13 protein-coding genes and 1 pseudogene are annotated in these 19,897 nt (G+C 67.3%); 5 read left to right on the forward strand and 9 right to left on the reverse strand.

The window, feature by feature from the left end; all coding sequences use genetic code 11:
* Positions 1–423 carry a DUF4259 domain-containing protein gene (locus tag OG361_RS12970; RefSeq protein ID WP_405853473.1) on the forward strand — a complete coding sequence of 141 codons (423 nt, stop codon included), beginning with the start codon at positions 1–3 and terminating at the stop codon, positions 421–423.
* Positions 424–546: 123 nt separating this feature from the next.
* On the opposite strand, the gene OG361_RS12975 is transcribed toward OG361_RS12970, so the two are convergent.
* From OG361_RS12975 to OG361_RS13010, 8 genes and pseudogenes are all read right to left on the reverse strand, one after another.
* Complete coding sequence (locus OG361_RS12975; protein WP_405853474.1) at positions 547–1,815, reverse strand: tyrosine-type recombinase/integrase; 1,269 nt, start codon at positions 1,813–1,815, stop codon at positions 547–549.
* A complete protein-coding gene (locus tag OG361_RS12980) occupies positions 1,815–1,997 on the reverse strand; it encodes a helix-turn-helix domain-containing protein (RefSeq protein ID WP_043409963.1) in 183 nt (60 codons plus the stop codon). Before OG361_RS12980 ends, OG361_RS12975 begins: the two co-directional genes overlap by 1 nt.
* Positions 1,990–3,252 (reverse strand): replication initiator, encoded by a 1,263-nt coding sequence (locus OG361_RS12985; protein WP_405862222.1) that lies wholly within the window; start codon positions 3,250–3,252, stop codon positions 1,990–1,992. The genes OG361_RS12980 and OG361_RS12985 overlap by 8 nt, the downstream gene beginning before the upstream one ends.
* A gap of 772 nt (positions 3,253–4,024) precedes the next feature.
* Positions 4,025–4,579 carry a Uma2 family endonuclease gene (locus OG361_RS12990; protein ID WP_405853475.1) on the reverse strand — a complete coding sequence of 185 codons (555 nt, stop codon included), beginning with the start codon at positions 4,577–4,579 and terminating at the stop codon, positions 4,025–4,027.
* A gap of 788 nt (positions 4,580–5,367) precedes the next feature.
* Positions 5,368–5,733: pseudogene (locus tag OG361_RS12995) on the reverse strand (RNA polymerase sigma factor); the annotation flags it as partial.
* Between the two features lie 79 nt (positions 5,734–5,812).
* Entirely contained in the window at positions 5,813–6,229 is a 417-nt protein-coding gene (locus tag OG361_RS13000) for a hypothetical protein (RefSeq protein ID WP_405853476.1), read from the reverse strand.
* Between the two features lie 542 nt (positions 6,230–6,771).
* Entirely contained in the window at positions 6,772–7,296 is a 525-nt protein-coding gene (locus OG361_RS13005) for a hypothetical protein (protein WP_405853477.1), read from the reverse strand.
* A 14-nt stretch (positions 7,297–7,310) separates the two neighbouring features.
* Complete coding sequence (locus OG361_RS13010; protein WP_405862224.1) at positions 7,311–14,975, reverse strand: DNRLRE domain-containing protein; 7,665 nt, start codon at positions 14,973–14,975, stop codon at positions 7,311–7,313.
* Positions 14,976–16,435: 1,460 nt separating this feature from the next.
* Between OG361_RS13010 and OG361_RS13015 the strand changes: the two genes are divergently transcribed.
* From OG361_RS13015 to OG361_RS13025, 3 genes are all read left to right on the forward strand, one after another.
* On the forward strand, positions 16,436–16,588 hold the full coding sequence (locus OG361_RS13015) for a hypothetical protein (protein ID WP_405853478.1): 153 nt from the start codon (positions 16,436–16,438) through the stop codon (positions 16,586–16,588).
* An 888-nt stretch (positions 16,589–17,476) separates the two neighbouring features.
* Entirely contained in the window at positions 17,477–17,965 is a 489-nt protein-coding gene (locus OG361_RS13020; protein ID WP_405862728.1) for a hypothetical protein, read from the forward strand.
* Entirely contained in the window at positions 17,962–18,501 is a 540-nt protein-coding gene (locus tag OG361_RS13025; protein WP_405862225.1) for a peptidoglycan recognition protein, read from the forward strand. Before OG361_RS13020 ends, OG361_RS13025 begins: the two co-directional genes overlap by 4 nt.
* An 80-nt stretch (positions 18,502–18,581) precedes the next feature.
* Here the strand turns inward: OG361_RS13025 and OG361_RS13030 are convergent, their stop codons facing one another.
* A complete protein-coding gene (locus tag OG361_RS13030) occupies positions 18,582–19,163 on the reverse strand; it encodes a L,D-transpeptidase family protein (protein ID WP_405853479.1) in 582 nt (193 codons plus the stop codon).
* Between the two features lie 166 nt (positions 19,164–19,329).
* Here OG361_RS13030 and OG361_RS13035 point away from each other — a divergent pair, with 166 nt between their 5' ends.
* Positions 19,330–19,776, forward strand: coding sequence for a hypothetical protein (locus tag OG361_RS13035; RefSeq protein ID WP_405853480.1), 447 nt, complete (start codon positions 19,330–19,332; stop codon positions 19,774–19,776).
* The last annotated feature ends 121 nt before the right edge of the window (positions 19,777–19,897 follow it).

Raw genomic sequence — 19,897 nt, forward strand, 5'->3', positions numbered from 1 at the left:
ATGAGCGCTTCAGGCGTAGGGCCATTCGAGAACGACTCAGCGATGGATCTGCTCGATGAGCTGCGAGGACTTGATGAGGGCGAGGTGATCGACGCGCTGCGTGAGGCGTTGTCATCCGCGACTGAAGTCGAGCCCGGGGACTACCTTGATCGCGACTTGGGTGAGCCGGCGGTAGCTGCTTCAGCTGTTGCTTTGGCGAAGATCAAGGGAAGAGACAGTGTCCTCGAAGCGGTAGAGCTGTTGGATGCGGTCCCCGAGATTCCGTCCTCCTTCTTCTCGCTGGTTGTTTCGGCTCTTTCCAGGGTGCTGCAAGAGGATTCCGAGGCCTATGGCCTGTGGGTCGATGAAGGACGTGGAGACGAGTGGAAAGCTGAAGTGGAACGCCTCCTGGATGAAGCCAGAGAGGTTACCCAAGGGGCATAAGGCTGACGCCTTCTAGGTCTTTCCACCGCCTCATCTCGTCATGATTGGCGCAGAAAATCAGAAGCCCCACCGGAAAATCCGGTGGGGCTTCTGGCGCGTCTGACGGCAACGCTGACGGCAACGTCAGCGGACGACGGCTACGGCGGGTGGGTCGTCAGAGTCGTTGTCGGAGGGGCCGAGGGCGTGGCCGAGGGTGTCGATGGCTTGGCGTTGGAGACGGAGTCTTACGTGGGCGTAGACGCCGGCGGTGACGCCGATGTGGGCGTGGCCCAACAACTCCTTGATGACGACGAGGTCGACGCCCTGTTCCAGGAGCAGCGTCGCGGTCGAGTGGCGGAGGTCGTGGAAGCGGATGCGGCGGAGCCCGGCCCGGTGAAGGAAGCTGCGGAAGCGGCGGGTGAGGTTGGCCGGGTCGAGAGGTCGTCCGGTTGGCGTGGTGAAGACGAGGCCGCTGTCGCTCCAAGCCGACCCGGCCTGTCCCCGCTCCCTGTCCTGCCGTCCTCTGTGCTCCTTGAGGGAGTGGATGCATTCGGTCGGGAGGGCGATGCGGCGTTCGGATGCCCGGGTCTTTGTGGGCAGGTGGGTGAGGCCGCCGGTTCGGGTGCGCTGGAGCGAGCGGCGGATCGTTGCGGTGCCGGTGGTGAGGTCGAGGTCTTCCCAGTGGAGGCCGAGGAGTTCGCCCTTTCGGAGGCCGGTGCGCAGGGCGAGTTCGTACAGGGCGTGGAGCCGGTCGGCGCGGGCTGCGTCAAGGAACTGGCGGGCCTCAACCGGAGTGAGGGGCTGGAAGCGCCTGGGCCGGGGCGTGGCGGCTTTGACGTTCCGGGCGACGTTACGCGGCAGCTCGTCCTCGCGGACGGCGTGTTCGAGCGCCGACTTAAGGACCGAGTGCACGTAGGTCACGGTTGAGGCGGACAGTCGTTTTTGGCAGCACTCGCCGACCGCGCAGCACTGCTTCTGTTCGGTGTCGAGTCCCTGGGTACAGCACTGGCAGGTGGTGCGGAGGCGGTCGAGGAAGGTGCGTACGTCTTTGGCGGTGAGCCGCGCGACTTTCTTGGTACCGAGGCCGGGGATGAGGTGGAGGCGGACGCAGGCGGCGTAGCGGGTGTGGGTGTTCTCCCGAAGCCGGTGGATGGCGACGCTGCCGAGCCAGTAGGTGAGGTAGTCGCCGACGGTGCTGTCGGCGGTGGCGACGGGCAGGCCGCGGTTGCTGTCGGTGATCTTTTCGGCGAGTTTGTCGGCGGCTTCCCTCCGCGTGGTGCCATAGACGCGGATGCGTTTGCGGGTGCCGTCGGCGGCGAGGACGTAGCCGGCGGCTTCCCAGCGACTGTCCTTGCGCTGGTAGATGGTGCCTTCGCCGTTGGCGCGGGCCCTTTTGCGCTTGAGGGTGGTCATCAGGCGGCCTCTTCCAGGTGGCGTTGGACGTAGTCAGCGAGGGCGTGGGCGGGGATGCGGCGGGCGCGGCCGATGGTCAGGGAGGCCAGGCGCCGGGTGCGCAGGAGGTCGTAGAGGGCGGAGCGGCCGATCTTGAGTCGAGCCATGGCCTCGGGGACGGTGAGGAGTTCGTCGTCACGCACCGGCTGTCACCGCCTGTTCGCGTGTCGGGCCCCCGCCGATGAGGGCGGCGAGGCGTTCGAGGTCGGGTGTGAGGCCGGTGCCGTCATAGGCCCAGTGGGCGAGGACGAGGGTGGTCGGTGAGGGCGGAGGGGTGTGGCGGCGGTGCCAGGCGGCACGGGCGGCCCGGAGGGCGCTGAGGGTGGTGGAGTAGGCGCGGGTCTTGGTGGAGAAGTGGCCGCGGAAGCCGAGCATGTGGGCCCACTTGCGCAGGTTCAGGTGCTTGAGATCGTCGCGGGCACCGAGGGCCCAGGCGGTGCGAATCATGCGGGCGGCGTGCTCGGGTACCGACTCGAACCAGAGGTCGGTGATCCTCTTCAGCCGGTGGTCGAGGGTGCCGGTCGCGGTTTCGGTGCCCTTGGTGGCGTACTTGGCGACGTATCCGGCGACCTTGCCCTCGGTGATCGTGGTCCCGGCCTGGAAGGCCGTGGACCGGATGATCCTGGTGTCGATCTGCTCGCCGAAGACGAAGGCGCGGGCCCGGCCGTTGACCTCCGACCCGTCGATGCGGGCACGGGTGGCCGAGATCCGAATGGCATCGGCCAGCAGGTCGTGTGTGGCCCAGGCGGGCGGCGGGGTGTAGGGGCCTGCGGGGCCGTCGAGGCGGATGACGGCGTGGAAGTGGATCAGTCCGCGCTGCTGGTACTCGGCGACCTTGGCGTACGAGACCCGGACGACCTTGGAGAGCAGGCGTTGCGGGACACCAGCAACGGCGGCGATGGTGCGGCGCAGGTGGAGCATGAAGCGGGCCCACAGGGCCGGGGCATGGGCGTTCCACAGCACGGCGCCGGTGTAGTCGTACCGCTCGGGGTCGAGAGGGGTGCCGAGGAGCGGGTCGCCCTTGGTGTGGGTGCGTCCGCAGCGGCAGCGGGCGGAGCCGCCCACGCGAAGCCCGTGGACCGGGCCGTACGAGGGTGCGGTGAGGGTGGCGAAGACGCGGGGGTGGGTGGCGACCTGGTCGGGGATGTTCTTGCCGCCGCGCAGGCCGGTGGCGATGAGGCGGTAGGTGTCCTGGCGGTAGAGCTCGGCGCAGGAGGGGCAGCGGGTGGTGCGGCGGTTGCCGCAGCGGACCAGCAGGTGCCCGGCGGGCAGCTCCTTGGACTTCAGTTCCCGCAGGATCTCGCCGGTGAAGGCGTCGATCTCGGTGCGCTGGCCTTCGAGCCGGATCGGCTGGGCGCAGCCCCCCAGGGAGGACAGCTGCCGTACCAGGCCGAGCAGGTCGCGGTACCCGGTGAACGTGGGCAGCGCGGCCGTGTGCCAGGCAGCCGCGGGCGGCCCGTCGCGCGCCGAGGGCGGCTGCGGCGGCCGAGGTGCCCCTCGACTGCACTCCCCCTGGGTGACCTGCTGCTCGAAGCAAATACGCCAACTGTTCCGCCCCGAAGCCCCCGTCCTCCACGGCTTCACCACGCACCAGCACACAGCAACCTTGGGGTGAGGGACGTCAACAAGGGCACAAAATTCAGCGCAGTGTGCGGCGTGTCACACGCGGGGGCCGTGGGATCGCCGTGGGATCATCATCGTGGCTCCACACCCAGGTTCCACCTAAAACCCCAGGTCAAGAAGGTCACGGCCCGGTGCGGCAGGCCGGAGGGCGCCGCTTCGCCGCACCAATGCGAGGCAAGCGCCGCACGCGAAAACACCCCTCCAGGGGCGTTTTCGCAGGTCAGAACGTTTTTCTTGGTGGGGCGGGTGGGACTCGAACCCATTTCGGTGACGCGCCTCACCTGCGACGATGCAAAAGGGCCGGACATTTCTATCCGTTTCCATCCGGCTGCGTCCCGCTCGATCCCGCTCCCCCGTGGGGCGGTGCAGCGTTCGCTGCACCGCCGCTTCCGCGCTCCTTCGCACTCCCGAAGGCCAGTCGAACTCTGCCCACCTGTGGTCTCGCAGTCGCAGGACCAGCACTGCGGGCCGTGCACACACCGGCCGACCGCACCTCAGTATGTCGGTTACGGTACGTAGCCCCCGGGCAGCCGCGGGCGCAGACCTGTCAGCGCGCACCGGTCTCCGGTTCGGGCCGGGGCAACTCGTCCAGGTCGAGGGTGAAGGTGCGCCCGTCGGCCAGGTCGATGGGGAGCTTGCCGGTGCCGTACTTGTGCGTGTGTGCCGCGATGTAGCCGGTTCCGGTGGGCTGTGTGTGGACGACGACCTCGGCGGCGTACGGGTCCACCACGAGGTAGACGGGGATTCCGTAGCGGCCGTACTTGGCGGTGCAGTCGTCGTAGTCCTTGCGCGCCGAGGAGACGGACACCACCTCCGTGATCAGCAGGACGTCCTCGAAGCTGTAGCGCTTGCCCACCCTCTGGGAGTCCTCGCGCAGGATCGCGAGATCGGGTGCGGAGTTCTCGTCCGCCGGGAAGTCGAGATAGACGTCCGAGACGGTCTTCGCGTGGCGCCCGAGCGACACGATCGTGTCGTACTGCAACGACTTGATCGTGCTGGAGTGCTCCAAGCTCTGCGGAGTCATGATCACCTTCCCGTCGGCACCGAAGAAGACCGTGTATCCCTCGGGGAACTCGGTGTGCATGATCGCCTCGACGCTCATCAGCGGCTCCTTCCCGTCGCCTCCCAGAATACGGTCGCCACGCGCGTCAGCGACGAGTCCAGGCGCCCTGCGGGTATCAGCGGAGATCGACGGTGCCGTCCGGGTCCTTGACGCAGACAGGCTGTGTGGAGCCGCGCGCCCCAGCGTGGGAGTGGGCCCTCGATGACGTCGAATGGGCCGGAGCCGATGACCTCCTGCCGGTCAAACGGGTCGACGCCCCCCAGGAGGCCGCGTATCGGCGGCCCATACCGGCTCGACCGGGTCCAGGAGGGTGAGGCCGCAGAATGTCCACACCTCCCATCGGCCCAACGCACGCACCATCCCACAAGGCAGCCGTGCGCCGGCTCGTCCCTGAGTCCCACGCCTAGCGACGGTCGGCGGGGGCCTTCTTGCCCTCGGAGCGATTCCGGCCCTGGTCCTGGCCGTCGCCTCTGGCCTCAGGGAGGTCTTGTCGTGGGCCTTGGGCCCGCCTGTGAGCTTCTCGCAGTAGACCGGCAATGCCTCTTTCCCGCCTGCTGCCTCGACCAGGCGCCGCAAAGCGGTCGCATCCAAGGCCTCGCCCGCGTGCCCGGTCCTCCGCTGGTACGCGCGGCACAACGCCTCGTGACTCTTCGCGGCGCCGGGGGGCACCTGCTCCGATTCTGTCGGCCCGGGCACGGAGGTCTCCCGTACGGGTGCCGTGGACGGAGCCGACTGCGAGGGCGACCCGGACGCGATGCCTTCCTCGGGGGACGGGGACGCAGCAGCGCCCTCGGGCGACGCCGGTACGAGCGTGCTGACACCCGTCCGGTGGAGAGGGTCTCCATGGCCTCGCCCGCCGTGTCCCGCTGCGCGGGCAGTTCCAGCACGTCCTGGTCGAACAGGTCGTGGCGCGGGCGGGAACGCACGCGCCGGAGATGGTCGAGCGCCCGGTGACGGGCGATGGTCGCGGTCCAGCCGCGAAAGCCCGCACCGTCACCGCGGAACCGCCCGAGGTCCCTTGCTATTTCGAGCCAGGCGTCGGAGGCGACGTCCTCGGCGTCCTGGCCGACCATCCCCCGCAAGTATCCCAGCAGCCCGGGGTGCACGATCCGATAAGCCTCTGCGAAGGCCGCCTCGTCGCCGGCTTGGGCTCGCTCGACAGCACGCCCCAGCGCAACGTCGTGAGCCTTCATCGGTGCCAGTCGGTCTTCCTGCGTGATGTCGTCTGGGAACGCGGCAACTGATGGCGCCGTCGGCCCCCTTCCCGGCCCGCTACCTTACGCGTCCGCCGGCACACCCCATGAGCGGGGAGGTCCTGACTCGCCCCGGGAAGAGGGAGGAGAGTTCGTGCACGGACTCCGCGGCGCCCAGCTCGAAGCGGTTCACCACCTTGCCCAACGGGTTCCACGCCCGCCCGTCCGTGCTGCGCACGCCGACCGGCTGCTGGAAGAGCCGGTAGGTCTCCTCGTCGAAGTCGACCCAGCGCGCGCCGAATCTGCGCACGAACACCTCACCGGCGTACGCGCCGAGCCCCTTGAGGGCTTGACTGACGGCGGAAGGGTCGTCGGTCGTCCGTCGCAGCCCGTCCACCACCCGGTCCACGATGCGCAGGCTGGCCACCGAGTAGTCCAGCGGCAAGCGCGCCCTCGCCGTCGCGCGGGAGACGAAATCGGCAGCATGCCCACTCATCTCGGAGGCTCGCAGCGCCCGACCATCGTGGTCCATCGTTTCCCCCACCCCCGTGTACGAACCGGCCGGTGCCCGGTTCTCCGTGGTACTCGGAGAGCACCGGGTTCTTCACGGAGCCCTCGCGGAATCCAGCGGAACGAGAACCGGGATCACCACAGCTTCGCTGTGTGATCACCGCCACATCCGATGGGATCGGGCCCGCCGTGCAGCACCGGGACGCAGGCAGACCGGCGACACCGGTAAGGACGAGCATTCGACGGTAGACCTCGCCTCGGCAGCCGAGGGCCGGCTTCCCTCCGGACACAGACGGGAAGCTTCGCGCTCCATCTCCGCGAAGACCGGCGGGGTGAAGCCCATGAAAAGCACGCGCCCTCGTGGCGGAGCACCGAAGGACGGCGCTCCGCCACGAGGGCTGGGTCGTGGCGCGTCACTGCCACGTGATGGGCTCAAGCTCTACGTGCCACTGAGCTTCGGGTACTCCTCCATGCCGCGGACCTGGCGGCAGTCCCCGGACGGGGGACTGATCGCCCTCGCCCTTACAGCTATTCCTCCAACGGCTCAAACGAAGCTTCAGGCACTTGCCGGGCAATACCGAACGGAGCAAATTCCTCGTCCTTCAGGACTCGGTACAGGAACTCCGATGTCGACATCTCCAGTTCGTGCCAGGGCTCGTCGGTGGCCCGACGCGCCACGACCTTCCACGATTCCGGCCTGTCCGGCTGGATGAGCCAGTGGAACTCCGCCTCATCAGCCGTGTGCGCCCACTGGATCAACCTGCCTTCAGGATGAACTCCGTAGGGCTCGTAGAGCCGGCGGGCGGTCGGCCTCCGGTCGAAGATGCTGTGCAGCCTTCGCAGGTTGCCGACCACTCCAGAGGGCTCGTCTCCGGCGGAAGCCAGCATGTTGACATATCCGGAGAACTCTCCACGGCCGAAGGTGGCGCACAGCTCCTTGAAGTCGCCCGGGAGTTCGACGCCCAGAGCTTCCTCCGTAGCAGTCCAGGACAGTTGGATGTCGCGCGGCTGCCATCCAGTGGCACCGACGATTCTCTCAACCCAAGGGGTCATCGTCCCTCTCCCTGCTATGGCTCGTTAATCAAGGGGTAGTTCAGTGTATACCCCTTGTTACCGACAGCGGTCAAAGTGAGACTCGTCGGAATATTCCCACCGTTTCCATAGTGTGGAATCACGCTGTACAGAATTGTCTCATTTCCTTGGATCCGCCCGGCTATCTCGGTCTCAATGTCCCGCATTTCCGGCGTATTCACGAGAGCGTAAAGGGGGACCAGATTCCTCCGGTCCTCACCGTCACCGCCCAGTTGACGCCCCAGGAGATGCCCCCTGTGCATCCCCTTCTTCATGCCCTTCGGGTTGTCTCCATAGTCCTCGACAGGAAAGGGCGCCTTGGATCCCCAGATCGCGGTGGCGTCATTGTCGGGGAAGGCAGCCTCCCCGTTGTCCTTCGAGTAGTTGAAGTCACCCTTGTTGAGGCAGGCATGCATGCCCGTGGCACGCCCCTGATCGTCCAGAGGCTGGTAGAAGACCCATGTCTGCCCACCATTGAGACAGTTCGGGGGGAGGTCACCGGAACCGATGCTCGGATCCACCTCCACATCTCCGTCGGGGGTGAGGAAACGGCCCTGGTCGTAGTCCTTCGCTGGGTACCAACGGGCCTCGGAGTCCCCGAAGATCTCGTCGACCGCCGTGTCCACGAGGTCACCGACCGGGTCGAAGTCGAACAACAGACCCGATACGGAGCTGACCAGCCCCACCGGGTTCCTCTTGCCGGCGAACTTCAGGACGTCCTTTGCGATGTCCGTGATGGAGAAATGGCCGTCGAACTCGACGAAACTGGTGGGGTTGCCCCCGGTGAAGGCGTACCGGTTTCCGGTGTACGGGTCCACGCCGAGGCTCATGTCGGCCAGGGCACCGTTGTACATGTCCCGGGTGGTGAAGCGGTTGAGCCCCGGGTTGTAGTCGCGGAAGCCCATGTCGTAAGTGCCGGACTGGGCATCCCAGCGCTTCGCGTTGTAGCGGTAGGGGTTGTACGTCTCCTTCGTGGGGTCGTTGGCGTCGGGCTTGTCGATGCCCGTGAACTCGGACTCGTCCTCGGAACCGTAGGCGGTGTAGCCGTACGTGGCCTTGGTGTTGCCGCTGCTGTCCGTGAGGGTCTCGACGTCAGTGTGGCCGTTGTAGCCGTAGAAGCCGTCCTCCGTCGTGCCGTCGGCATTGTGCTTGATCTGCGACAGGCGCTCGCCCCACGGGCTGTACTGGTACGACTTGGTCAGCTCGCCAGCGACCTTCTCGTCGAGTACTTCGCTGGAGAGGCCGAGGTACTCGAAGTCGGTGGTCTTGCCGTCCGCCGTCTTCGAGGCGGTGCGGTCGAGCGGGTCGAAGGTGTACTTCGTCGACTTCATCACGCCGGCGTCGTCCGTCTTCTGGGACTCCACGACGTGGTCGAAACCGTCGTACACGCTCCGCTCGATGACCTTGCCGCCGGAGGTGACCGACTCCTGGCGCCCGAACGGGTCGTAGTTGTAGTTGGCCGTGACGCCGGACACCGTTGCGGTCAGCAGCCGGTTGCGGTCGTACCGGTAGCTGGTGCTGTTGCCCTTGACCGTCTGGCTGATGACGTTGGCGTTGTCGTCGTGGACGTACGTCTCCGTGCCTGCGCCGTTGCCCGTCTTCACCGACTTGGTCAGCCGGTTGGCCGGGTCATAGGTGTAGTCGGTCCTGGAGTCGAGGTACGCCGCGTGGTTGTCGGCGTTCATCTTCTTCGCCACGTCCTGCGCCTTGTTGCCGTTGGCGTCGTAGGCGTAGGCGTGCGAGGCGACCAGCGTGGTGCCGTCGGCCTTCTTCTCCGTCGTCGACTTCAGGCTGCCGTCGAGGTCGTAGGTGTGATCGACGGTGTTTCCGTTGGCCTTCGTCTCCCTGAACTTCTGGCCGCGGTCGGTGTACGTGTACGAGGTGACCTTGGGGTCGGTGTCCGTCGCAGACTTGCCCACCGAGACCGTCTTGACCAGTTCCCTGAGGTCGTACGTGTACTGGGAGAACTGACTCGGGTGGGTGACCGTCTCCGACTGGCCGTTGGCGTCGTACGTGTACGACGTGGCCTTCTTCTCCGTGCCCGCCAGCGCCTCTGTCACCTTCTGGACCTGGTTGAGGCTCGTGTAGGCGACCGTGTAGGCGTCGATCCGCGACCCGGACGACGTGTCGTCGATGGACGTCAGGTTGCCGTTGACGTCGTAGGCGTAGGTGAAGGTCCTCTTCTCGTGGTCGGTCTCGGTGGAGTTGTCACGGACGAGCTTCACACCGTCGGCCATGACAGCACCGGACTGGCTCTGGAACAACTGCAGTCCAGCGGCGTTGCCCTGCTGAAAGTCGTACGAGCCCAGCGAGACCCACGCGCCACCGTTGGTGTCCTGCGCGATGGTCTTGTCCGTGCTGCCCGCGGCGTGCGTGACCTTGTACTTCGCGTCCGCGGCCGCGCCGGTGTTCGCGGGGTACTTCACGTAGACGGAGTAGGTGCCACCCGTCGGGATGTTGAGGTTCCAGGTGAAGGAGTCGGTGCCCGTGCCGGCGGCGTGGACCTGGTGGTCGTAGCCGTGTTGGCCTGGCTGGTCTCCCTTCGCCCAGGTTCCCGTGGAGGAGGTGTTCTGAGTGTCGGAGTTGTCGACCAGGACCACGTCCTTGCCCACGGGAACACCGTCGTCGGAACGGGACTTGAGCTTGCCGTCGGGGTAGTACGACCACGTCATCGTGCGGTTCGACGAACCGCCGGCCGACGTCAGCGTTCTGGCCGTCTGCTGGCCCATGGCGTTGTACTCGTATGTGGTGGTGATGTCCCACGGGTCGGTGGAACTCTTCACCCAGCCGTTGTCGAAGTAGTCGTAGGACGTGGTGTTGCGGACCGTCTGCCCCTCCGAGGGCGGTGACGTGGTCTTCGCCACCCGGCCCACCGCGTCGTAGACGGACTCGGTGTAGACATTCGGGTCGTTGTGGCGGGTGTCCGCCGGGTCGTACGGCTGGTACTGCCGCTTGGGCCGGTTCAGCGCGTCGTACTCGGTGCGGGCCGTGAACGCCGTCGTCGTCCCGGCCTCGACCGCCCGGGGCGTGATCACCTTGGTGGTGTTGCCGACCTGGTCGTACTCGTACCGGGTCGTGCGGTAGGTGATGTCCGTGGTACCGCTGCGCGGGACCTTGACCTCGGTCTGCTTGCCGCGCTCGTCGTAGCTGATGAGCGTGGTGTTGTTCTCCGTGTCCGTCGTCGACGTGACCAACGAATCCTTGTCGTAGGTCCGCTTGGTGGTCTTGCCGGCGGCGTCCGTGACCGTCGTGACCCGGTGGTTCAGGTCGTAGGCGGTCTTGGTGGTGTAGTCGGTCGTGTCGGCGGTGGCGTTCTTCTTCGGGTCGATGACCTTGGTCGCGTTGCCGACGTTGTCGTACTCGTAGCTGACCTTGTGTCCCTCGGAATTGACGACGGAGGTCAGCTGGTAGATCTCATCGTACTGGTTCGTCGTGACGTAGTCCGTGGCGTCGGTGGTGGTGGCAACGCCCTTCGGCTCGGTCGTGGTCGTGAGGTTGCCGGCCTTGTCGTAGGTGTAGGTCGACTTCCTCTCACCCGAGGTGGCCGTGTCCTTGGGCCCGGTCGCCGAGACGATCTGGTCCGCCTTGTCGTAGACGGCCGAGGACACCGCTCCATTGGGCGCCGTGGACGTCGTGACGTTGTCGTTGGCGTCGTACTCGGGCGCTGTCGTGGTGATCACGTCGCCCGACGCCTGGCCCTTGGGGATCACTCGGACCAACGGGCGACCGAAGGTGTCGTACGTCTGCGTGGTCTTCTTGCCGAGGGCATCGACGACTTCGGTGACCTGGCCGCGCTCGTCGTAGACGAACGTCGTGGACTTGTTCAGCGCGTCGGTGATGATGGCCGGGTAACCGGTGGGGCCGAAATCGCTGTTGGTGGTCGGGTTGCCGTTGGCGTCGGTCGACTTGGTCAGCTGACCGAACGCGTCGTACTCGTACGACGTGGTGTAGTCACCGGTCGTCGTGGTGGCGACCCCCTTGGGGTCGGTGACCGTCTTCAGATTGCCGAAGCCGTCGTATCCGAACTGCCAGGCGTGTCCTTCGGGTGAGGTCTTGCGCCACAGGTCGGCGGAGTAGCCGTCGACACGGGTCTGGTACTCGAACTTGGCCGCGTTGGCCGGGTAGGTACCGGGCGCGCAGTCCGCGGCGTCCGGCACGCCGGCTTTGTTGTTCTCGGCGTCGCGTGACCAGAGCATGTAGCCGGTCTTCTGGTCGTAGCAGTAGGCGGTCCTGGCGCCGTTCGGCTCCTCCATGTACGTGACGTTGTTGTCGGCGTCCCACGACATTTTCGTGGTCTGCGACTTGGCGTTGGTCGTCTGGACCGGGCGGCCGAAGTCGTCCGTCACGTAGGCCGTGGCCCGGGACTCGGCGTCGGTGACCTTCGTGTCCATAAACTTCGTGTTCGCGGCGTTCACCGCGTACGTGAAGCCCGTGGCGCCACCGAGGCGGTCGGTGATCGTCTGCGTCCACCAGTGGTACTTCGGGTCGCCGCCGGCCTGCGGCGCGTAGTACGCGAACTGGGTGGCATTACCGCGCGGGTCGGTGGCCTTGACCAGCTTGACGTTCTTGTTCCCCTGCGTGGCGTCGTAGGTGAACTTGAAGTCCTTGGGCTGGCTGGAGCCGACGCCGTCGGTGATCTGGCCGAGCAGGCCCTTGTCGGTGTAGTAGAAGGCGACCTTGCGACCGGAGATGTCCGTCATGGACTTCACGTGGTCGTAGATCTTCGAGTTGGTCAGGTTCGAGCCCGTGACCTTGGCGCCGAGAGCGTTGATGTACTCGTAGGACGCATCACCCTTCTTGAAGTAGTCGACGGTCAGCGTCTGCCGACCGACTGGGTCCGTGATGTAGGTCAGGAACTTGGTCGGCTTGTTGTTGGACTTGCGCTCCTCGTAGGTGAACGTCTGCGTGTTGCCGTTCTTGTCCACCGTCGAGGTCATGTAGCCGTCGCAGCCGAACAGGAACCTGGTGCCGTCCGGACGCGTGAGCGTCCAGGCGTCGGGGACCGGGTCCTTGGTGGGCTTGCAGTCCAGGCCGGCCTTCATGGTGACCTTGTAGTGGACGCCTGCCGGGGCTTTCCAGGTGCCGTCCGCTTGCTTGCGGAAGACGTGCGTGGTGCCGTCGCCGTCCGGGAGCCGGATCTCGGTCGGGTTGGGGTTGGGGTGGAAGTCCAGCGGTGCGCCGAGCCGGATCGGCCCTGCGGCTTGCATCGACCAGCCGTGTCCGGCGACCGTGTCCGAGGTGTCCTGCGAGTTGTACGCGAACCGGACGAAGGTGCTCAACCCCCGGCCCGGGTTGCTGAAGGCGTTGTACTGCCAGACGCTGTTGCCGGAGGCCAGGTTGTTCATGACCGTGGATCCGGCGCCGGTGTTCTTGCCGGTGTAGCTGTAGAACTTCTCCATGCCGAGGCTGTTGGAGGTGGGGTCCTCGACCGCCACGTTCTGCTTCAACGACGGGATGGCGCCGGTGCCGGCGGAGAGCCAGGTGCCGTCGGTGATCTTGCGGATGTCCCAGCCGAGCACGTACTCGTTGCGCTTGTTGCCGGAGTCCGAGTTGATCGGGGTCTTGACCTGCGCCTGGATGGTGGCGGACTTGCCCGGCAGGAGGGCCGGGATCGCGGTGGACAGCTGGTTGCCGCCGGTGGTGACGTCCGTGCCGTCGGGCAGCTTCCAGGTGTAGGAGAGCTGCCGCTCACCGGCCGCCCAGGCCGCGGACGTGGTGTTGGTGACCGTGAACTCGACCGTGTACTGCGAGTTCGGGGTCATTCGGGCCGGGGTGGTCGGCGCGTAGTACGTGTCCTCGGTGGTCGCGTCGACGTAGATGACCTGCATGTACGGGCGCAGCTGCGGGTCGGACGCCTCGGACGACAGGAACAGGGTGCGTTCCTGTGGGCCGGTGGTGGTCTCGTCCTTGAGTTTGACCAGGACGCCCTTGTTGTTGGTGGGGGTCTTGACCCAGGACTGCATGAGTCCGGTGGCGTCCCACCAGTGGCGGCCGACTTCGTCGGTGATCTGCGGGACGGTGTCGGAGACGGTGGCGGAGAAGTCACCGCCGGCGGTGGTCCACGGGGTGGTGGAGTTGGCGTTGTTCCAGGTGGCCTGGGTCTCGGTGAAGTCCCGGGTCAGGGAGTGGAGTTCGTAGATCGCGCCGTTGGTGGTGCTGGTGGTCTCCGCGCCCCACATGTACATCTTGTTCTCCAGCACCGTGGCGGTGGTGGGGATGGATGTGGTGGGGAACTTCAGGGCGGCGCGGGTCTTGCCGTAGGTGCCGGAGTTGTTGCCGACGCTCAGCCAGGTCTGCGCCTTGCCGGAGACCAGACCGTCGTGGTTGACGGTCGGCTGCTGCGAGGAGAGCGTGGTGTCGACCTGACCCGCCTGGATGATCTTCATCGTCCGGCCGGCCTTGGGGATGCCCACGATGCGGGTCGGCGAGCCGAGGAGCTGCCCGTTCTTCGTCTTGACCGCGAGCTGGTAGTAGTACGACTTCCCGATCTCGCTGGAGGAGGAGTCCGGGGTCGGCACCGCGGTGGTGTCCGTGTACGCGGTCGTGGCCGACGCGATCGGGGCGATCAGCGTCGTCGCGGACGGGGTGAAGACCTGCTGCGTGGAGCGGTGCAGCTGGTACTCGACGATGTCCAGCCCGGTGTCACCGCTGCCGTTGGCGTACGCCGGCCACGAGAGCTCCGGACCGGTGGAGTGGACCACGCTCGGCGAGTTCAGCGACGTGCCGACAGCCCCGTAGGTCACCGTCAGGCGCGGGTAGGTGGAGGTCTCGTCGCCGTAGGTGTTGCCGTCGGCGGCCTCGTAGCGCGGGCCGCCGGTCGGGGCGGTGCCCGACTCGTCCTTGGCCTTGAGCACGAAGCCGTAGTTGGCCGCCGTACCGGAGACCCACTTCTGGACCGTGTCGGCGACCGGGAAGTCGTGCCACTTGTTGTAGTCCCAGGCCGCCTTGGTGATCTCGGACGGGTTCACCAGCCGCACCGAGTCGGCCAGCGTACGGGTCGTGGCCGAGCCCGTGTCACCCAGGACGATCTTCCCGGCGTTGCCCTTGGCGAAGCTCAGCTCCGCCGCGTCCAGGGTCTTCCACACCCCGCCGGTGCCGGTCTGGTTGACCGTGTAGTTCTTGGTACCGCCGTTGTGCGTGACCGTGTACGGGGCGGCCGTGGCCGCGTCCGCAGCAGCCGGGTAGTGCGCGTCCACCCGGTAGGTGTCGGTCTCCGGGACCATCGGCTGCCACGTGTACGACTCGCCCGTGAGCGCGTTCTTGTTGGAGGCGTAGTCGTCGTTGGTCGCCGCACCGCCAGTGGTCGTACCGCGCGGCCATTCGCCGACCGCAGCCGTACCGGCATCACCGTCGTCCATCTGGACGGTGGTGCCGGACAGTTCACCCACCAGCGCGCTGGTGTTGGTCCAGTTCGCAGGCGTAGCGCCGGCCTCGCTCCACGCCCCGGTGGCCCGGTGGGCTTCCAGAGCGACAGTGTTGGCGTTGGTGGTGTGCGACTGGTCGTAGTAGAGACTCAGCCGGGCAGCGTCGACCTTCACCCCCGCCGGGATCTCGCTCAGCGGGAACTTGATCAGCGAACGGGCGATGCCGGTGTCCGTCTTGCCGACCGACAGCTTCCAGGTGTTGTTGAAGTTCACCGTCGGCTGGTCCGACAGGACCATCGTGTCCTCGGAGACCGAGGCGATCGGCGTGATCGTGATCGTCGGGTCGATGACGACCGGGTACTGACGCTCCTTCGCCGCGAGCCACTTGGCATCCGGCGTGACGGTCAGCTTCCAGCCCTTGCCGTCCGCGTCCCGCACCAGCTTCTGGGAGACCCTGGTGCTGTACGTGCCGCCGGTGACCGACTGCGGATCCTTCCTGGCGTCCGTCATGTACGGAGCCGGGATCACCATCACCGCAGTGCCCGGGGCCTCGCCGAAGAAGGCGATCGAGCCGTCCTTGCGGGTCTTCGGCGTCAGACCGCCCTCGGTGTCCAGGGTGAAGGTGAACGACACCGGACCCGCCGGGCGTTCGGCCAGGACGATGTCCTCCTTCACCTGACCGTTGCCGACCCGGTACGACAGATCCGCACCGGAGACGGCGTCCTTGTAGAGGACCCGGTCGCCGTTCGCCTCCGGCTCGAGCGCACCGGCACCGGTCAGGCCGAACGTGACCGCACCGCCGCCCTCCGCCTCGAAGCGCATGAACTTCTCCGCGTCGGAGCCGAACCAGCTCTTGCCGGCGTTCGCGGTGTTGGCGAAGTCGAAGCCCTTGTCCCGGGTGGCGCGCACGGTCGTCTCGACCGGCTTCCAGGACGCGCCGGACCGGTACGACGTCGGCACCGCCGTCAGCTCAGCCTCGATCCGGCCGTCCGACAACTGCCAGAAACGCGCCTGCGACGTGCGCTTCGCCGTCAGCTCCTTGACCCGCTTCGCCTCCGGAAGCTTCTCACCCTTGGGCAACTTCTCCCGGCTGGGTATCTCCAACGCCCCGCCGACGGACGGGGGCTTCTTCGCCTCCTCGCCGTCGTCCGAGAACCAGCCCGCGATCGTGTCGAAGACACCGGAGTCGTCACCCGCGGGTGGCGAAGGCGGAGCCGCGTAGGCGGCCTGAGGCAGTAGCGTGCCCGCCACCGCCGACACGACAAGACAGGAGAGGAATCTCCTGCGTGGAAATTTCACCACGAAACCTTTCGGTATCGGCGCACCCGCATCGCTGTATGCGAAATGGGCACGCCGAACGAGCCGGAGCGAATGTTTCCGCCCGGCTTGGAGCAATGCGAACTGACCGCGAGAAGCAGGAAAACACGAACCCTCGGGGAGTCGCAGTGGGGTTTTTAGCCAGTCTTTTGACGCCAGGTCAACCCTGGTGACATTAGGGACAATCGCATGCTCGAAAGAGGTGCCGTTTGCCCGATTCTTCCGCTCGCTCGCGTCTGACCGGTGACATGGTGTAGAGCCGCCCGGTTCATCCGTCGGTTCACCGAAAGCCGGGCTCTTTCATCTCATCCAGCGAAATCACGGAAAACCCCGCACAACCGGAGAGCGAACACGAAAGCGCCGACGGGTCGCCGGACCGGCGGGGGCTGCTGGTCGCCGGATTCGTCCTGCTCGCCTGTCTCGGGATCGTCGGCTACGGCATGCTCGACACCGATGCGCAGCCGAAGCCGCAAGTTGCTCCGACGGCCGAGGTGACATACGAGGTCACGGGGACGGGGACCGCCGAAATCTCCTACCTCGCCCGCAGCGAGGACGGCACGGCCACAGTCGAGAAGGGCGTCACGCTGCCCTGAAAGAAGTCTGTCCAGGCGCCTGTCGGTAAGGCCCCGACCGTCGCTGTCGTCCTCGACGGAAAGGGCGGACAGGCGGCCTGCGCATTGGCGATCCGCGGCAAGCACGTCCAGCGTGCCACCGCCACGGGCGAGTTCGGGCGTGCCACGTGTTCCGGCGAGCTGCTCTCCGGCGACGGCGAGGGATGACGCGCCACCCCTCGGAACGTTCACTGTCCGATTTTCCCGCTCGGGTGCGCCGGAGCAGGCACATCGCGTATAACCACTGCGCCGTGCGACGGAAATACGGGGTTCGAACTCCTCGCTGTCAAAAAGCGATTGACACTCAAGGGTCGCCAAAACCGTGCCACCGGCCGCGGATACTGATCAGCTCTGCGCACAAGGGATGGGACATGAGTCCGAGAGGAGCCCGTGCCAGGCGGGCGAACCGTACGAGGCACGCAACCTGGCTCGCGGCAGGAGTCGTCGTCCTGGGGGGCACGGGTGTGACCGCCGTCGCCGCCTCGGCAGGCGGCGAGGAAGCCGGTCCTGGTGACGGGACACGACCGGCGAAGGCGCATGTGCTGGCCCTGGACGGCAAGGACCCGAAGAAGCGCGCGCTCCCGCGCACCACGACACAGACGTTCTCGCTCATCGGCGTCTCGTGGGAGGACAGCGGCGACACCTTCGAGGGCACCGCTCAGATCCGTACCCGCAAGGCGGCCACCGGCGAGTGGAGCGAATGGCGCGACCTCGACTTCGACGTACGGGCGCCGGAGTCCACCGAGGGCGAGGAGCCGGACGTGCGCGGCGCCTCGGAGCCGCTGTGGGTCGGCCCCGCCGGACGGGGTCGAGGCACGGGTCATCGCCGACGGAGCAGAGACCGCGGTCCCCGATGCGCTCCGCCTCGACATGATCGACCCCGGCGAGACCGTCAAGGGCAAGGGCAACGGCGGCGGCAAGGCGGGCGGCAAGCCCACCGTCTCCCCCGACGCCACGCAGGCCACCCCCGTCGCCCCCGCGCCGGAGTCCTCCGATCCCGCGCCGACCGACGCGCCGACGACGGCCGCGCCCGAGGACCCGACTCCGTCCGCCACGCCCACCGAGCCCGCCCCGGGCACGGACCCGACGGAAGGACCGACGGACGAACCCACCGGGGCTCCGACCGACGGGCCCACCGACGAGCCCTCGGCCACGCCGTCCACCAGCGAGGCCGGCACGGACCCGACCCCCAGCACGGTGCCCACGGAGGAGCCCACCAGCCCCGCTCCCACCACCGAGCCGAGCCAGACCCCCGAACCCAGCACCACCGCTCCGACCGCCCGACCGCCCCCGCCATCGTCAGCCGTGCCGGCTGGGGCGCGGACGAGTCCCTCGTCCAGAACCCGCCCTCGTACCTGAACAAGGTCGACGCCGTCTTCGTCCACCACACCGCCGGGACGAACGACTACACCTGCGCCGACTCCCCGGCCATCATCCGCGCGATCCTCACGTACCACGTGCGGACGAACGGCTGGAACGACATCGGCTACAACTTCTTCGTCGACAAGTGCGGCACGGTCTTCGAGGGCCGCGCGGGCGGCGTGGACAGGCCCGTCCTCGGCGCGCACACCTACGGCTTCAACAGCTACTCCTCGGGCATCTCCCTGCTCGGCAACTACGAGAGCGGCGGCACGCCGACGGCCGCGGCCAAGCAGGCCATCGCCGACGTCGCCGCCTGGAAGCTCGGTCTGCACGGCGTCGACCCGGAGGCGAAGGTGACACTCACCGCCGCCGCCGACACCGGCGTGTGGACCAAGGGCCAGGCCGCCACTCTGAACACCATCTCCGGACACCGCGACGGCTACGCCACGCTCTGCCCCGGCGCGACCCTGTACTCCGAGCTCCCCGGGATCCGTACGGCCGCGGGCAGTTCCCCGTACGCCACCGGAAACTGACGAGCACGACGACCATCACGAACAACAGCGGCCGGGACCCTTCCACAGGGTCCCGGCCGCCTGGCGTCACACGGCGCGACTCAGCCGATGGCTATCCGCGGGTTCGCCGACGGCTTGACCCAGCCCATGAACCGGTCCATCGTCGCCCGCGGCACCGACACACAACCGGCCGTCGCACCGCTGCCGTTGACGTGCAGGAAGATCCCGGCCCCGCGGCCGGGCACGGCGGGCCACCGGTTGAAGTTGATGACCAGCGCCTTGGCGTACTGCGTCGGATAGTTGATCAGATGCTCGCTACCGCGATCGCCGGACTCGGTGAGCGGGAAGTCCGCGCCCTCCGCCGTGTGCATCTGGTTGTAGAACTTCGACTCCGGGTCCTGCACCCACCAATGGCGGTCGTCGACCTTGGTGTACGGCATGGCGGTCCCACCGGACTCGACACCGAAGCCCTCGGTGATCGTGTACGTACCCGAAGGCGAGGTGTACGTGCTCTGCCGGCGGGTCGCGCCGTCCACGACACCCTTGGAACCGACCCGTCCCGCGCTCGTGGAGAACTGCGCCTTCCAGCCGGAGGAACCCTTCTGCCACGCGGTGACGGTGGCGTACGAGCCGCTCGCCTTGACCGTGATGACCTGCGTCGCGGTCCCGACTTCCACCGGCACGGGGAAATCCGGCGCCGCGACGGGCACGGACGTCTGCTCCCCCGAGCCGCTGCCCGTCCCTCCACCGACCGTGGTACCCGCGGGCTTCGTCGTCGGAGCCGCGCTTCGGGACGGGGGCGCGGAGGGCGACACGGACCGGGATGCCGAGGTGGAGGGGGGCGCCAAGGTGGAAGCCGATGCGGAGGCGGACGCCGAGGTGGAAACCGATGCGGAGGGCGAAGCCGAGGGCGACGCCGAGGTGGAAGCGGAGGGCGAGGCGTCCGGCCTCGCCGACGCCGAGCCGCCCCCCGCCGCCTGGTCGCCCAGGCCGGCACCCGGCGCGGCAGAGACCGCAGAACCGGCGGGCTCCTTCTCGTCGCCACAGGCCGATACGAGAGTCACCGCCCCCATGACGGCCAGCACGGACGCATACCTACGGGAAGAACGCAGCACGAAATCAATCCTCGGTTCGTCGAAACAGCGCGGCGCACACCACCACGCGTCAAGGCGGCCCGGTTATACAGGTTCTTCGGTCCCCGATACCAAACAGCAGACATTACGGACAGTCGTCGGCGGTCGCCGGGTACGTACCGGACGCGGCCTCCCCCGTACATCCACGGACCGCATCACCTGATGACCCCGCCGTACGCGACTCACAGGTGCCGGACGCCCCTCCCTCGCGACTCCCGTGGCCGCCCTTTCGAGCTCATGCACGGTAGGCGGGAGAGGTCGAGGGTTCCGGACGGGGCTGACGG

This window comes from Streptomyces sp. NBC_00090 (assembly GCF_045160815.1).
Classification (GTDB): domain Bacteria; phylum Actinomycetota; class Actinomycetes; order Streptomycetales; family Streptomycetaceae; genus Streptomyces.

Bases quoted from the DNA above. Each gene is read 5' to 3' on its own strand.
- OG361_RS12990 (WP_405853475.1), bottom strand. From the start codon at position 4,579: ATGAGCGTCGAGGCGATCATGCACACCGAGTTCCCCGAGGGATACACG.
- OG361_RS13015 (WP_405853478.1), top strand. From the start codon at position 16,436: ATGCTCGACACCGATGCGCAGCCGAAGCCGCAAGTTGCTCCGACGGCC.
- OG361_RS13000 (WP_405853476.1), bottom strand. From the start codon at position 6,229: ATGAGTGGGCATGCTGCCGATTTCGTCTCCCGCGCGACGGCGAGGGCG.
- OG361_RS13005 (WP_405853477.1), bottom strand. From the start codon at position 7,296: ATGACCCCTTGGGTTGAGAGAATCGTCGGTGCCACTGGATGGCAGCCG.
- OG361_RS13020 (WP_405862728.1), top strand. From the start codon at position 17,477: ATGATCGACCCCGGCGAGACCGTCAAGGGCAAGGGCAACGGCGGCGGC.
- OG361_RS13010 (WP_405862224.1), bottom strand. From the start codon at position 14,975: ATGGTCCTGTCGGACCAGCCGACGGTGAACTTCAACAACACCTGGAAG.
- OG361_RS12970 (WP_405853473.1), top strand. From the start codon at position 1: ATGAGCGCTTCAGGCGTAGGGCCATTCGAGAACGACTCAGCGATGGAT.
- OG361_RS12975 (WP_405853474.1), bottom strand. From the start codon at position 1,815: ATGACCACCCTCAAGCGCAAAAGGGCCCGCGCCAACGGCGAAGGCACC.